The following is a 15,283-nucleotide window of genomic DNA, read 5'->3' as shown; positions in this document are numbered from 1 at the left end:
TTTTCAAGAGGACCAGTTCAATGAAGATGGATCAATATGAAGCCAAATGCGACGGCCGACGCTCACTGAGGGCAAACACCTCGGCGCTCTTGGTGTTGGCTTGTTTGTTGTCTGGCTGCACTGCCTCGGTTCACCCCCTCCTGACGGAAAAGGAACTCGTGGAACAGGCTGATTTAAGTGGAACGTGGGAGCTGTTACTTACTGGGCAAGACACGAAAAAGCAGCGAGTTCTTTTGGAATTCGAAAAATACGATACATCGACGTACGACGTCTATTTGCGTTCCCAAGATGACGCTTCTGAAAAGCAAGAAAACGACGACCGAACCGAGTGGCCCGATGCCTGGACCTTGCAAGTCGGCCAAGTCGAGGAGCATCTTTTCGCGCAAATGATTCCAAGAGATCTGCCGATCGGCCCACCACTCGTTCATGGGATACCGGTTTACGTGTTTGGTCGCATCGAATTGGAAGCGAACACAATCAAGTACTTCGGGCTCAACGACGTGAACTGCGCTTCACTTGCCGATCAGGCGAAGTTTCGACACATGAGCTACGAACCATCCGACTTCGTTGAATTGACAGTTTTCACGATGTCGACGAAGGAACTTCAGAAGGCAGTGATCAACCACGCCGAAAAAGCGTTCAATCCGAAGCCGTTCATCCTGCGACGTGTCAGAGCCGATGCAAATAAGCCTCGCTGACCCGTTGTCGGTTCCCAAAGGCCATCATAAAGATGGAACACCGTATCAGCACAATGTTCGGACGAGCTGCCGTCGCCTTCGTTGCCGCGGCGGCGAGCGAACCGGCGAATAAGCAGCACTACCATGTTGCCGCGATTTGGACTGGCAATTGCCTTAGACTCGTCATCTTTGTGCTCCTGATCGTTGCGGCTTTGATCCGGGACGCGGCTGAGCAAACAGCAGTTCCCTGCTGAACCCCTGCGATTCGTGGAACTTCTTGACCGCCGGATTGCCGTGCTCATTCATTTGGCCTTCTGGTGCAACCCCGGAAAGTTTGATGTCAGAAAAGCCAGCGTCTGTGTTCACGACGCGTATGCCAATTGCGCCATGACCGTAAGTGCTGTCGGTGTGCTGGATCTTTTGCTCGCCGTTGTGCCAAACGGTAATGCGGTCTCCCTGCATTTGCACCGTGAGTTGCTGGGGACGCGTGGTATCGATGGTCGCTTTGGCGCGGGCGAGTTCCTGCCATTTGCTTCCGTCGGTGCGGCCAAGGATCACCAGTTGCGTGCGGGGGATGAGGCCGGCGAAGTAGCCACGTTGAGCGTCGTAGCCGATCGCGGCTCCTGTCGTACGAAACAGGATTCCGGCGTCGCGTGCTTGTGCGTCGCCATGAAAATCGATCATGGCTTCTGCTTTCACATCATCCGGGACTGATCCGACAAAGATCACCTTCTCGCCCGACCGGTAATCGTTAATCGGCTTGTCGGGAGTCTTGCCCAGACGAATCACTTCGTTCTCGACCGCAAGGTACTGGTGGTGCCCGAAATACTCAAAGGACTCTGGCGAGAACGCGGCGTTCGCGATCACGTCGCCGGACGGTTTTTCCAATACGACGCCGGGCTGCGTTGGTTTGCCGAACAGCGGAAAGCCCTTTTTGCCGACACGCATCGGCTGCACAAAAACGGCTCGACGCCAGCCGGGTTCGCGATCGCGTTTGGCGTGAAAAACATGCCACCACTGCTTTTCATCGAGCGATTTGACAAAGCACGAGTGCCCGACGCCGTACGTTGTTGGCGTACCGTCAAACACGGGTTTTGGGCGTTTCCTCCAAGAAGATGGTTGCAGCGGATCGTTGCCGACCAGTTCCAGCAAACCCAGCTTGTACGTGGGCAGCCACGAGGCACCGCACGAGTAAACGACGGCCGTCTGCCGATCCGATTGAAACACTTGCGGAGCTTCATGCAGTCCGCGTTTCGATTCATTCGGCTCGATGCGCTCCCAGAGGAAATCGTCGTTGTCGCAAATCCGCACCCGCGGTCCGGCCAGCTTCGTGGGCGATGCCATCGGGGCGATGTAGAGATACTGCTGATCCGAACCCGGCTTATCCCAGCCAGACCAAAGAGCATAACGCCGGCCCTGATGCTCCAGCACCGTCATGTCGATGGCCCAAACATTCGGAGATTTTCCGTCTTCGCCGTCGCCGGTCGCCAGCGGGCCGTGCAGTTCGTACGCACCCAGCGGATCCGCAGTTATCGATTTCAGGGCATAGGCGAGATGGTTCTCGTTCTTACCGTCTGAAGCGGCAAAGTAGATGTGCCAGCGGCCGTCGAGACAATGGAGTTCTGGAGCCCACACTTCATGGGATACCGGACCGCTTTCCGGAGCTTGCCAGACGATGTGCTTGCGCCCCATTGAGGTCACGCTGCTGGAGGTATGAATCGCGATCGCTCGATTGCCTTCGGACATGCACCACAAGTACCGGGGCGAATTCGGATCACGAATCACCCACGGGTCGGCACCTTCACCGATCGGATTGACAAACTCGTTTGGTTTCAAGGAACCGACGCGGCGTTGGTTTTTCCAAGTCGGATCGCCGGCATCCTTGGGTAGATCTTTGTTCCACTGCATGATCGCTGTGTGCAGACGCCGAACGATTGCGGGTTGATTCTCAGCTAGGTTCTGCGACTCCGACGGATCGGTGACAAGATCGTAGAGCTGTGGCTGGCTGCCGTCGTAATTGACAAGGTATTTCCACTTGCCGTCCCGTACGGCTAGATCGGGATTGTCTTCCTCAGGACGTCCGGGGCGATCGGGCGGTCGTCGCCAGAAAATTGGAGCCTTGCGGCCTTGCATCGACTGACCAAGCAACGTTGGCATAATGTCTTCGCCGTCCAGTGAATTTTCTTCGTCGGGTGAGATGCCTGCGAAGCGATACAGCGAACGATTCACGTCGAGCGCACACAACACCGAATCTTCGTTGGTCGTCCCGACAACCTTGGGGGAAACGAACGTCGGCCCCCAAACAATCAGCGGCGAACGAATGCCGCCTTCGTAAAGCCAAGTTTTCGCCCCACGAAATGGATCGGATGCGCCAGCGCCTTGTTCGTGCCCGTTGTCACTCATCACCAGAATTAGCGTGTTGTCCCTTAGCTTCGGATCGTTGCGCACGCGGTCAAACAGTTTTCCAAGCTGCTGGTCCATGGCGTCCAGCACGGCATAGTAAAGCTGACGTTTGCTACCGTCGGTTTCATCGCGCAGCACCTCGGGCGGGAAGAACGGTGAGTGCACGTCGTCTGGCCAGACGTTGATAAAGAATGGCTGCTCCGTCGCTTGCGACTGGTCGATGAACTCGAGTGCCCCGTCCACAAAGGCGGCAGTCACCTGACTGCGATCCTCCCAGCGAATCGGGCCTTTGCCGAGATTGGCCGAGCCTAGGTCATGCTTCTTGGGTGGCTTGCCATCATAAGCGTCCTTGAGCGGCAAGACGCGTGGGCCGAGCCCCTCGAAGTTCGTCAAGCTGCTGTCAAACCCGTACTCGCGGATCAACGGCGCGTTGCCGACATCGCGCTGCCCGCCCATGTGCCACTTGCCGAAATGCCCCGTGGCATAGCCTGCGCGCTGCAACCCGCGCGACAGCATTGGAGCATCCTTGTTGAGCCACTGGGCCATACCGCGTCGATTATTATGCTGGCGATTATCAAGGTACGAAGTGATCCGATGTCGATGAGGGTATTGGCCAGTGGACAATGCAACACGCGATGGCGAACAGATCGGAGAGTTGACGTAGAAGTTCGTGAACCGTAGGCCTTCGCTGGCCAGACGGTCGATATTCTCGGTGGTTGTCCGTTTGCCGCCGTAGCACGATAGATCTGACCAGCCCATGTCGTCGATGACGACGGTGATCACATTCGGCAGTGTGTCGGACGGTGCCAGCTTGGGCTCGCCAAAAACGGTTTGCGTATCTCCAGTCTGCTTCATCCAAGCATCAAGTCGACTTCTCAGCTCCGACACTCGTGGTTGCAGGTCTCGATCCGCGATCAAATTCTGTTGCTCCCACGGATCGGCTGTCGTGTTATAGAGTTCTTCGGTGGGCCTGTTCTGGTAGTTCCTTACCAATCGCTTCGCATGATCGTCGCGTGTCGCCGCATCCACCCAGCTCGGCCAATAGCCATTGTCCTTGATCGTATTGGTGACATGGCTGCGAAAAAGAAACTCCGGATGCAAATTGCGAATGTACTTCCAGCCATCCGATGTATAAGCCGCACGAATCGGAAAGACATTGTGGTTCCCGTCGCCACTGTGGGTGGTAAAAATCACATCGCGATGCGTGGCCGCTTTGCCTGTTAGCACCGGCAGGAACGACCTGCCATCGATGTTCTTGGGCGGCGTCTCTTCCGCGACTTCCAGCAGCGTTGGCAGCACGTCGATCCACGACACCATCGCGGCACAGCGTTTTCCTGCTGCGATTTTCCCCGGCCACGAAACGATCATCGGCGTGCGGATGCCGTCGTCGTACAGGTTCCATTTGCCAAACGGCCACTGCGCCCCGTGATCGCTGGTGTGAAGGAAGAACGTGTCGTCGCCGAGCACTTCGCGGGCTGCGTCGTAGACCTTGCCCAGTTCGTTGTCCATCGTACGGATCGCGGCTACGTACTTCGCTCGCCACTGGCGCGACGTTGGCGTATCAACGTGATTCGGCGGCACCACCAACTTGTCCGGATCAATGCCGCTCACATCCTCCGGCCACGGCACGTGCGGCCAGTTCGTGCCGACGAACAGACAAAGCGGCTTATCGGATCCCCGATTACGCAGCCACTTGATCGCTTCATCGACCGCGACGTCATCGTGGTAGCCAAAATGCTTCGCAATATCGAAACCATACTCAGCCGTTTGTCGATAGTGACCGACCTTGCCGAACGAGACCACTTCGTAACCGAGCTCCTGCAGGTAGGCTGGTAGCTTCTTCAAATCTGCGTGAGGCCGCGAGTGATTCGGCTCAGCCCCGTTTCTGGCCGGGTACATGCCCGTCAACAAAGCCGCTCGGCTGGGAGCACACGACGGCGAAGCGACGAACGCGTTGTCAAACGTCATCCCCGCATTAGCCAGCCGCTGCATGTTCGGCGTCTTGATGTCCGGCGATCCATACACAGAAGAGTCTCGCCACGTGTGATCGTCCGACAGAAAAACGACCATGTTGGGCCGCGCAGCCTGCTCGTCCTGTTCGCTTGCGTAGCACAGGCTGTCAGCCTGCGACAGCGCCATGACACAACCAACGATCGCAAGAATTCGTCGCTGGCTGTCCGCCTGCACGAAAGGGCATCTCATCACTTCAGCCCAAATTTGAGGATAGTTCGTGATTGATAGGTTTCAGACTGAACCCCGGCGGTCTACGGCGGAGATCACCAAGTAAGCAGCCGCGTTCCCGGCAGCACCAGAATCAGCGGCGCGGGAATCTCAGAGAACGCGGCGAGCAAAACCCCTTATTAGCCTTTGACAAGGTTCTTTGCACTGATTCCAGCGCCGATTCCAGATCCAGCGCCGATACCAATGGCAGTTCTGCAACCTTCATTCATGGAAAGCACAAAAAAGAGACTCAGCTTCAGTCTCTCAATCATACCGCCGAACCTTCACAGCACCATGAATCACAGCGTCCACGACTTACGATATTTTGTCACATCCGCCAGTCTTTTTGCGTACGCCTTGGATCTTGCTCGAAACTCGCCGGTGCCAATTCGGACAAGGCCGGTGCCTGACAGTCAACCTGTTTGATGACCACGGGTAACCTGGTCAGCAGCCCTGCAAGATTGTTCGGATGCCGAGCGAAGGGGATGGATCGATCGAGCGTGCGTCCAAGCAAAACCATTCGCATGATTCCTATCGGGACGCCTCGGACCGAGGTGATGACCGTAACGATCTTTCGCTAACCGCCGACATTGACTCTGCACCAAGTCGTCGACGAACGGAATTGGAATGAAGCGTGCCGATGCCGACACGATGCCTGCGACGCCCCATTGATGCTGTAGGTGTCCAGTCATTCCATTTCAATCACGCGCTCTGAATCTTCGCGACCATTTTCCGAGTCGCAACGCGAGGGAGAAATCCGACGCCGGTGACCATCAAACGGTTTCGCCAGCCGGGAATGACGACGTCTTCGTTCTTGCGATAACCTTCATAGCCGGCTTCGGCCACTGACTTGGCTGACATGGCGGCTTTCTGGAAAAAATCGAACTTGCCCATCCCCGAATCTTCGCCGAAACCGGTTTCGGTCGGTCCGGGGGCGAGGAGTGTTGCGGACACGCCGGTGCCTGCGAGCTCTTCGCGCAACCCTTCGGTGAAGGACAGGACGTAGGCCTTGGTCGCGTAGTAGACGGACATGTTGGGGCCGGCCTGGTAGGCTGCCGTGCTGCCGACGTTCAGGATGCCGCCGCTGCCGCGCTCGATCATGCCGGGCAATAATTGACGCGTCAGCCCGGTGAGAGCCATCACGTTGACCATCAACATGTCTCTTTGTCGTTCAGCCTCCAGGTCCACAAATTTCCCCAGCGCACCGAAGCCGGCGTTGTTGACGAGTGTATCGACCCGGAGCGAACGCCGTGACAATTCACTGCAAAGTTCGTCGACGGCGGTCGGCCGGGAAAGATCGGTCGCGATCGCGGTCGCCTCGATCGCGTGGGTGAAACGAAGCTGCCTCGACAACTGTTCCAGCTTGTCTTCGCTGCGAGCAACCAAAACGACGTTCTCGCCGTCGGCGGCAAACAGCCTGGCAAACTCAAGACCGATACCGGACGAAGCGCCCGTGATGAGTGTGGTCGGCATAATCAAGCCACCGGTCCACGACGCCCGAAGATCAGGCTGAGAACAAACAGCACCAGGAACACGACAAACAGAACCTGCGCGATTGAGGCGGCTCCGCCAGCGATCCCGCCAAAACCGAAAACGGCGGCGACCAACGCGATCAGAAAGAAAACAGCTGCCCAGTAAAGCATCGTACGACCTTTTAAAATCACTCGTCGGCGACCGGCAACACCCACAAGCGGGAAAGGGAAACGTTACTCACCGGTTAACTGATGGGGTCTTCAATGCATTCGCCGTTCCAAAACGAAGATTCCAAACGCTCGGATGCAAATTCACGCGTGATTTGCGTACCGCTACCAAACCCAAGGGGAAATGCTGGTCAACGATCAGTCACGTTGCTGCTTGAGCGAGCAACTGCACGGCAGCGGGGTACCGCTGGGAAGATGAGTCTGCTGTAAGGAGCCCGCGCTGTGTCGCTCACAGTCGCTGTGAAATAACGATCGAGAGTGGAACGACGCAAGCGGAACCGCGAAGGGCCTGATCAAGGAAGCCTTCAAAGAGAAAGTCACTCGAACGCTTCAAGGCAACCAAGTGACCCGCCATGCAATCGAGGACGAACCGGCGTATCTGATTGAGCAAGAAGATGGCGATCAGGTGCTCAAGAGCGAAACGGAATTGGAAAGCACCTAGTGCTGCGAAGGCAGCGCACTGGGAAAGTGTTTTGGGGCGCCACAGGACCTCTTCCACCCGCTCATCTCACCTCGCTCATATCGCACCGGATTTCTCCGCAGTGGGCCAGGATCCGCGTACGTCGTACCATCGATCGCGATACACTGTCGGTGGCTTGAGATGATTTACGCTCCCATGCCCTGCGTTTGGACAATTGTCGGCGGAGTCTGATCGATGCGGTACAGATGCAGGACGCAACCACTAACACGTGAAACGAGAGGTCCCTGGTGAATCTGACACAATTGCCACGTGCAGTCCTATTAAGCATTCTGCTACCCAGCTTGATTTCGGCAGCTGAGCTTCACGTCGCTGATGTCTTGACTGACAACGCTGTGTTGCAACAAGGCGTTCCGTTGCCGGTTTGGGGAACGACAACTGCCCGCGAGAATGTCTCAGTCCGGTTTGCGGGGCAGACCAAGACGGCGCGTGCAACGGACGATGGGGCATGGCGGGTTGAACTTTCGCCTCTAAAAGCCGACGGCACGGGGGCGACCATGGTTGTGGAATCGGGGGAGGATCGCCAGGAGTTTCGCAATCTGCTGGTCGGCGAGGTGTGGTACGCCAGCGGGCAATCGAACATGCAAATGACACTCGACGCCTGTGCCCGCAAGCTTCCTGCGATTGGCGAATCCGTCGACGCCGGCCCAACGGACCATTTGCGCTGGCTGCGGATCGACGAACCCGATTCTCCACAACCGCTTGCTCGTCGACAAACTGCAACCCCCTGGCAACTCGATCATCCTGACAACCGGCGCAAGGTCTCTGCGGTGGCATATTTCTTTGCTCGCGAGCTTCACAAAACGCTTGATGTTCCGATCGGCATCATCGAGGGATCCTGGGGCGGCAAACCCATCGAAGGCTTCATTCCCCGGTTCCAGTTCGAGCAACAGGAACCGTTGCGAGCGATCCTTTCGCTCGCCGAGCAGGATCGACTTGGTGCATTGGCCGCGTTGGAAGGCGGCGTCGTCGTTCGCAACACCGCCGGAATGCCGGGCCGCATCTTCAACGCCCGCGTGGCTCCGATTACTCCTTACGCGGTACGCGGATTCCTGTGGTACCAAGGGGAATCCAACGCGGGCCGCGGCGAAGACCCTCGCCACTATCGGATCAAGATGCGGGCGCTCGTCGAAGGCTGGCGACAGGCCTGGGGACAGCCGGAACTTCCAATCTATTTTGTGCAGCTGCCGGCGTTCAATAACGAGGCAACGGGGTGGGTACGCCTGCGTGAAGAACAGCGACGAAGCCTGGACATCAAGCAGACCGGGATGGCCGTTGCGATCGATCTTCGTGATGACGACATTCACCCGGCCAATAAACTTGATGTGGGCAAACGCCTGGCCAATTGGGCTTTGGCAAAGACGTACGGAAAGAACATTCCATTCAGCGGGCCGTTGTTTTTGTCAGCGAACGGGGACGGTGATTCGATGCGTGTGCAATTCGAGCACGCGGATTCGGGATTGATGGTGGCACGCAAAGAAGGAATCGCCGCGCCCAAACCGACGCCCGACACGCCGCTGGCACACTTCGAGCTGGCAGATCAAGACGGCAATTGGTATCCCGCCCAGGCGATGATCGAGGGTGCCGAAGTCGTCGTCCGAAACCCGCGTGTTCGGGATCCGCAGGCGGTTCGCTATGCCTGCAGCGGCGCCCCCCAGAACGCGAACCTGTACAGTCGGACGGGCCTGCCGGCCTCGCCGTTCTGCAGTGACCTTCAACTACTGCCGTGGGAGTCACAGAAGTAGCGTTGGCTGGCCCTCTTCAGATCCTCAGCATTCCGTTGCGGTTCGGTTGATGCACTCGTGGGTGAGAAGGTTATGGGGCAGGAAACGGGGGGACGCATGCAGCAGGTGAAGTGCGGGCACTGGCAAAACGATGGGGGCAAAACGATGGGGGCAAAACGATGGGGGCAAAACGATGGGGGCAGATTGATCGCTGACTGGAATTGTTTTACCCCCATTGTTTTGCCCCTCCCGACATCACCGGATCTTGCTGCCTGCGATCGGACCCGGACCGTCTAATCACGGTCAGTATTTCGGAAAGATGGCCGGGGTCGGGAAGCGGTCTTCGTGGCTGAAGCCTCCATCGCCTAGGAATTCTTCACGTGGGACATTCACTTGGGGCCAACCTGCCGGACGCACGCGCACGACTCGGCCGGGACGGATGCCTTCGATGATCAGGTCGGTCTCAAAGCGGATTTGAATGCCGCTGCTGCCCAGCGGGACTTCGCCGGACGCCCTCGTGACGTCCAGGAGGGTGCCTTTGGACGCCATGTGCGCCGGGCCATAGTTACCGCCGGCGTGCTTCAGCGTGTTCTCCGATGCGTTCATGGCGGCCTGGATTCCCGGTTGAAAATCGGCGTAGAGCGAGGCGTCCATGCCGCCAAACAAGGTGGCGGTCACGGTCGCGCGACCGAACTTTCCATACTGGACGTCGTCGATCCAGGCGGGCATCCAGCGGCTGCGGATAAACGCCTTGTGCGTCTCGGTCTGCTGATCGGCGGCGCGCTCGATCGCCGTTTCGTCCAACCAGATGTCCGAGATGTGGAACCGGGTGAAGACGCCGCTGGGTGTGGGTTTCCAGGTGACCCCGAGCTGAACGGATTGGCCTTCAAGAGATTTCTTCCCAACGGCCGGCCAGATGCCTTCGGCGATCAGGTCCTCGACACCAAGGCATTCGCGGCCGCGCCAGATGCGTGTTGCGGCGTCAAGCGTCATCGGTTCCTCGCGAGCCTCGCCAGCCTCGCCAGCGGTTCCTTCCCGCGGCTCGCGGCTGGCGACGATGATCCCTTGGTTGTTGTCGATCTCCAGCTCCTTCAGTTTCCAGCCCATTCCCGTGCGAAGACAGTGGCTCGGTTCGTCTTCCAGCAACAGAACATGGTTCTCCGCAGGGGCAATCCCGGCGCCGCTGTAGCCGGCCGTTTTCTTTCGGTTGTCGACCGGCAACACGGGTACCGCGGAGATCGTCGGGTCGGGCGGCAAAAAGGCTCGGGCGTGCATCACCGTACCCAGCGGGATGTCCCTCAGATCCGCCGGCGCCCCGTGGTAACGCACGATGCCGTAGGGCAGCATGGCGAAGGGGTGCGGGGCGTTTCGAAAATACGTGCCCTTTCCTTCCACCCGCAGGCTGCCTCGGCGGTTGACGTGATCGACAAACACCAATTCGCCCCGATAGGAGTGCGACTTTTCCAACGCAGGAAACCGCCCCACCTCAGGCCGATACGGCTGCTCGGCAACCACCGCGGGGACTGTCAATAGAAAGATGCCCAGGCAGAATGCTGCGGTGAAGGAGAACGGGAGAGGATGCGGGGAGAGCATGGGAGTTGGGAGTTGGGAGTTGGGAATCCGAATGGCCTCGTCACCTCGTCCGCTGCCCGTAAACCAGGGTTTCCACGCTCTGGCGAGCGTAGCGACGTTCAGGTGACGCGATTGACCTAAACGGCATCAATCACGGAATTGCTGTCTCCGAACTGGTCGGTCTCCACGCCCATCTTTTGTGCCATCATCAACAACAGGTTGCTCATGTGCGCGTTCGGGTTTGCGGGGCGACTGCAAAGTGCGTAATGTTCCCCGGGCTGATCGAGCCGGTATCCGTCGAAGTGGCCCTGGTTGAAGTCGAGATGGTGGCCGTGTTTCAGACCGAGGTCTGAACCGCCGGCCAAAACCAGTGGCAGGTTGGCGTTGCCGTGGCTGTGGCCGTAGCACATCCCGCTGCCGAACAGCGCCATCGTGGAACCCAGCAGCGGTCGCCCATTGACGTCTTGGGTCTCTTCAAGCCGCGAGAGGAAGTAGCTGAACTGCTCGATGGCGAACGTGTCGTAGTTGGTGAGTTTCTCGATGTAGTCGGCGTCCCCGCCGTGATGACTGAGCTGATGGCGTGACTCGGTGATTCCGATTTCCGGAATGGCGATCGCCTGGCCCTCGCCGCCCAAGCTGAACGTGGCGACGCGTGTCACATCAGTCTGGAAAGCCAGCACCATCAGGTCATAGACGGTTCGGAAGTAATCGCCCGCTTGGGTCTGTGGAATGTCGCGGTTGGTGCGTTTGCGATCGCTCTCGGAAATCACCGGCAGCGGCGTGTCCAGCCACGCATCGGCGCGCCGCGTGCGGATCTCTGCTTCGCGGACCGAGGCCAGGTATTGGTCCAGGCGTCCTTTGTCGGCCGCTCCCATCTTCTGTTCCAACCGACGCACTTCGGCAAGGTTGTCGTCCAGGACGCTCGCTTTGCGGCGCAAGGCCCTTCGCTGAGCTTCGATGCCGCCCTTGGGTTCCTCGAACAGCGACGCAAAGATCTCACTGCAGCGTCGCAACGGTGGCAGCGGAACGCCATCGGCCGTCCAGGCGAGCGACTCCTGCGTGATAGCGATCTCCATCGACGGGTAACGCGTGTGCGGCGCGGTGACCTCGGCCATCTTCTGATCGACGGAAATCGTGTTGCGGTCCGACGGGCCGAGCTTTCCGCCGGTCAACCAGATCTTGATGCAGTTGTGGTGATGGCCGAGGCTCCCCGGATGATGCAGACCGCTGATCGGAGTGATGACCTGGCGGTGCGGCTCCAAGGGTTTCAGCGACCGGGAAAACTCGTAATCCTTGCCCGGCGTGGTGATCTGATAGTTCAGCGAATGAACACCGTTGGCAAGGTAGATGAACGCGCTGCGCCGGGGCGCCGCAGACGGTTGCTCGGCGGCCCCGAGTGGGATCATGCATTCGAGCATGGGCAGCGAGATGCAAGTCCCCAGGGCGCGGAGCGCATGACGACGGTCGATCAGCCAGGATTGGGAGAGGTAGGGCATGGTTTTGGGGGGCAGTTCTTAGTTCTTAGTTCTTAGTTCTTGGTTCTTGGTTCTTGGTTCTTGGTTCTTGGTTCTTGGTTCTTGGTTCTTGGTTCTTGGTTCTTGGTTCTTGGTTCTTGGTTCTCAAGAGATAGCGGATGAACCCGCCGACTTTCGCGTGTGTCTTAGCCGCCTGTTTATAGATGGCGTCGAACTCACCTTGGGAAATGTAGGACTGGTCCAATGCAACGTAGAGCTGACTTTGGACCTCCGAGCATGAACGCTGTGAGTAACGCAGGAATTTGACAAATCCAGCATTGCTTCCCCCGTCGAACCCTTCCGCGATGTTGTGCATCACCGATCCTGACGCTCGCGTGATCTGATCCCTGAGTCCAAAGTCCCTCGCAAACGCTCCGCGGCTCGCCACCGCGTAAACCTGATTCGTCAACTCCCGCGCCAACTGCCATCCTTCAATCTCTTCGAAGCGTCGTATCGACATTGTTGGTTATTGGTTATTGGTGCGTGGTGTCAATTCCACGAGTTGCGGCAAGGTGCAAACAAAGAACAAAGAACAAAGAACAAAAACTACCGCTTCCTCATCAGATCCGACAACGCCACGGCGCGGACGATGTCCTTGACACGGTAGCCCCTCCTTTTCGCCTGTTCTTCGATCAATTTCAGGTCGTCTTGGTCGTCGACGGTCAGGACTCGGCGGAGGGCGTAGGTGCAGAGGTGTTCGATGAAGGCCTGGGCGACCTTGTCACGGTCCTCCATTAACAGGCGTTTGAAATCGACGGCATCGGAGAACGGGCGGCCGTCGGGCATCACGCCGGAGGCATCGACCAGCGGGTCGTCACCGATTCCCGTTGGCACTCTTTCGCGAGTCCGCCACTGGCCGATGGCGTCATAGTGGTCAAACGCCAGCCCCAGCGGATCGAGATTGCGGTGGCAGGCGGCACAACTGGGATTCTTGGCGTGGGCATCAATTCTTTGGCGGATGGTCACCTTGGTGCCCTTGGGCGGAACGGGCTCGATCGGATCGACGTTGGCCGGAGGTGGCGGCGGCGTCTTGTTGAAGATCGTTTCGCTGAGCCAGACGCCGCGGTGCACCGGGCGGTGACGTGTTCCATCGGAGGTCAATCCGAGCACCGCGCCCATCGTGAGCAGACCACCACGATGGTCGTCCGGTTTGAGCGCGACACGTTTAAAGCGGCTCGACGTCGGTTCCGGCAACCCATAAAAATCGCACAGACGAGCGTTGGCCATGGTCCAATCAGAATCCAGGAATTCATCGAGCGACAAATTTCTTGTGAACACCTCTCGGAAGTATTCGACCGGTTCGGCCCGCATACTCGCTTCCAGCCAATCGTCGTAGCCGGGATACAACGTCTTGTCTGGCGGGAACATGCCGACGCGGTGCAGCTGCAGCCACTGGCGGGAGAAGTCGTCGACGAAGCGATCGATCCGACCATCGGTCAACATTCGATCCACTTCACTTTCCAGCCCCTCGCCGTTCAGGTTGCCGGCCTTGGCCGCAGCGAACAGCGGATCATCGGGCATGGAACTGAACAGGAAATAGGAGAGCCGTGACGCGAGTTCCCAGTCGGTCAGATATTCGCGAGCGGCCGGATCGCCTTCGACCAGATAAATGAAGTTTCTGGACGTCAGCACGCCGTGCATCGCGATTCGAAACGCATCGGCCGGCGATTCACCCGCCTCGCGTTCCTCACGGTAGGACTGCAGGTAGTTTTCCAGTTCCTCCTTCTTCACCGGACGTCGCCAGGCACGCTCGGCGAAGCTTCGGAGATGCTCGGCGACCACCTCGGACGTTGCGTCGTCGGGAGGGATCACACCGTTGCGTCGCGATGCTTCTGCCTCCGAGACCAACGGCCCTTCCCACTGGATCCAATCGAGGATGACCGTTGAAAAGATCCCGTTCCCTTGGTCATCGAACATCTGCGGGGCGTTCGGATTCAGCAGCAGCGTTTCGCTGCTGTGGGTGAAGATATGACCGCCCCTGCTGGCGAGTGCATTGCGGAACGCGGCGCCGGCCCTCCTGTCGACCACGTCGGTGGCGACCACACAGAAATGCAAGTTGACCGGCATTTCGAGAAACACTTCGAACTCATAAACCCGGGGATGGTCCTCCGGCGCCGTGACGTCAAATTCCACGATCGCGTCGACCGTCTCCTCACTGGTCTGTTTCCCGATGCTCAGGTGGGCGGGTTGGCCGCCGGGCGGACGGATCCCGCTGGCCTGCAGGCGAACCTTGTACAGCCCGCTGTGTTCGGGGCCGGTTTTTCCAAACCAGTGCGGCGATAGCGCGCTTTGGACTCGACCGGGGAATAGCAGGTAGCGAAGTGGCCGTTTGATGCCGAATCTGTCCAACGCCTCCTGTTGACTCTTCCCGCCGCCGTAGCGCAACTCCGCCGCCGTTTTGCGGACACTGCGAGCTTCGCCCTGCGCAGCGGGGAACGCTCGGGCCAGCACGATGTCGGCGGCGCGGTAATAGCGATCGACGTGCGAGGGCGACAGTGACAGTTGCGACCCGATGCGTTCGAATCCATGCCACAGCGTGTCCTCGTTCAGCTGGCCCGGCTCGGCAGGATCGTAACGCACGCCCAACAGGTCATAGACCGTGTTCTGATATTCTTCGCGACTAAGCCGATAGTGCGCCACCGCCGGCCGCGCCGCCATCCGCGCCGCGCGTCCGTCCTGGATCCGGGCGTCAAGATTCACCACGAAGGTCGCAATCTCGTCCTCCGTCGGCTGCGGTTCTTCCGTCGGCGGCATCTCGCCGCTGTTAACCTTCTCCAGTGCCTCCGCCCACTGGTGTGTGTCCACCCCAGCGTTGAAGTCTCGCGAAAGCTGATCGATCTGAAGGTCGCCTTCCTGCGTTTCAGGGCCATGACAGCGGATACAATGCCTCTGTAGAAACACTTCGAATGGTTCCGCTCGGCAGACTGCACCGGCACAACAAAGACCAATGAGAAAGAGCAGTCGGAAAAGCGATGATTCTTGGAGGTAGGGCATT

9 protein-coding genes and 1 pseudogene are annotated in these 15,283 nt (G+C 58.6%); 3 read left to right on the top strand and 7 right to left on the bottom strand.

Annotation, left to right across the window (positions count from 1 at the left end; translation table 11 throughout):
* Positions 1-20: 20 nt before the first annotated feature.
* Entirely contained in the window at positions 21-698 is a 678-nt protein-coding gene (locus tag H1B37_RS04735; RefSeq protein WP_182865453.1) for a hypothetical protein, read from the top strand.
* A 162-nt stretch (positions 699-860) separates the two neighbouring features.
* Here H1B37_RS04735 and H1B37_RS33635 read toward each other — a convergent pair whose 3' ends face one another.
* The 3 genes from H1B37_RS33635 to H1B37_RS04710 form a co-directional block, all read right to left on the bottom strand.
* The gene (locus H1B37_RS33635) at positions 861-5,282 is read right to left on the bottom strand and encodes a sulfatase-like hydrolase/transferase (protein WP_286177395.1); all 4,422 of its coding nucleotides are present in this window, start codon (positions 5,280-5,282) and stop codon (positions 861-863) included.
* A 720-nt stretch (positions 5,283-6,002) separates the two neighbouring features.
* Positions 6,003-6,773: an SDR family NAD(P)-dependent oxidoreductase gene (locus tag H1B37_RS04715; protein ID WP_182865452.1), complete on the bottom strand. Its 771-nt coding sequence runs from the start codon at positions 6,771-6,773 to the stop codon at positions 6,003-6,005.
* 2 nt (positions 6,774-6,775) lie between these two features.
* A complete protein-coding gene (locus tag H1B37_RS04710; RefSeq protein WP_147866515.1) occupies positions 6,776-6,943 on the bottom strand; it encodes a DUF1328 family protein in 168 nt (55 codons plus the stop codon).
* A gap of 325 nt (positions 6,944-7,268) precedes the next feature.
* On the opposite strand from H1B37_RS04710, the pseudogene H1B37_RS04705 reads away from it, so the two are divergent.
* Both H1B37_RS04705 and H1B37_RS04700 read left to right on the top strand, forming a co-directional pair.
* Positions 7,269-7,442, top strand: a pseudogene (locus H1B37_RS04705) (HVA1 family protein); the annotation flags it as partial.
* A gap of 356 nt (positions 7,443-7,798) precedes the next feature.
* A complete protein-coding gene (locus H1B37_RS04700) occupies positions 7,799-9,223 on the top strand; it encodes a sialate O-acetylesterase (RefSeq protein WP_182865451.1) in 1,425 nt (474 codons plus the stop codon).
* Positions 9,224-9,505: 282 nt separating this feature from the next.
* On the opposite strand, the gene H1B37_RS04695 is transcribed toward H1B37_RS04700, so the two are convergent.
* The 4 genes from H1B37_RS04695 to H1B37_RS04680 all read right to left on the bottom strand — a co-directional run bounded on the left by H1B37_RS04695 (position 9,506) and on the right by H1B37_RS04680 (position 15,189).
* Positions 9,506-10,795 (bottom strand): hypothetical protein, encoded by a 1,290-nt coding sequence (locus H1B37_RS04695; RefSeq protein ID WP_220498037.1) that lies wholly within the window; start codon positions 10,793-10,795, stop codon positions 9,506-9,508.
* Positions 10,796-10,911: 116 nt separating this feature from the next.
* The gene (locus H1B37_RS04690; protein WP_182865450.1) at positions 10,912-12,270 is read right to left on the bottom strand and encodes a DUF1552 domain-containing protein; all 1,359 of its coding nucleotides are present in this window, start codon (positions 12,268-12,270) and stop codon (positions 10,912-10,914) included.
* Positions 12,271-12,295: 25 nt separating this feature from the next.
* Positions 12,296-12,748 (bottom strand): four helix bundle protein, encoded by a 453-nt coding sequence (locus H1B37_RS04685; protein ID WP_182865449.1) that lies wholly within the window; start codon positions 12,746-12,748, stop codon positions 12,296-12,298.
* A gap of 86 nt (positions 12,749-12,834) precedes the next feature.
* Positions 12,835-15,189 carry a DUF1592 domain-containing protein gene (locus tag H1B37_RS04680; RefSeq protein ID WP_220498036.1) on the bottom strand — a complete coding sequence of 785 codons (2,355 nt, stop codon included), beginning with the start codon at positions 15,187-15,189 and terminating at the stop codon, positions 12,835-12,837.
* Between the last annotated feature and the right edge of the window lie 94 nt (positions 15,190-15,283).

This window comes from Stieleria mannarensis (assembly GCF_014154935.1).
GTDB classification, from domain to species: Bacteria; Planctomycetota; Planctomycetia; order Pirellulales; family Pirellulaceae; genus Stieleria; species Stieleria mannarensis.
This window is presented reverse-complemented; position numbering and strand designations above follow the sequence as displayed.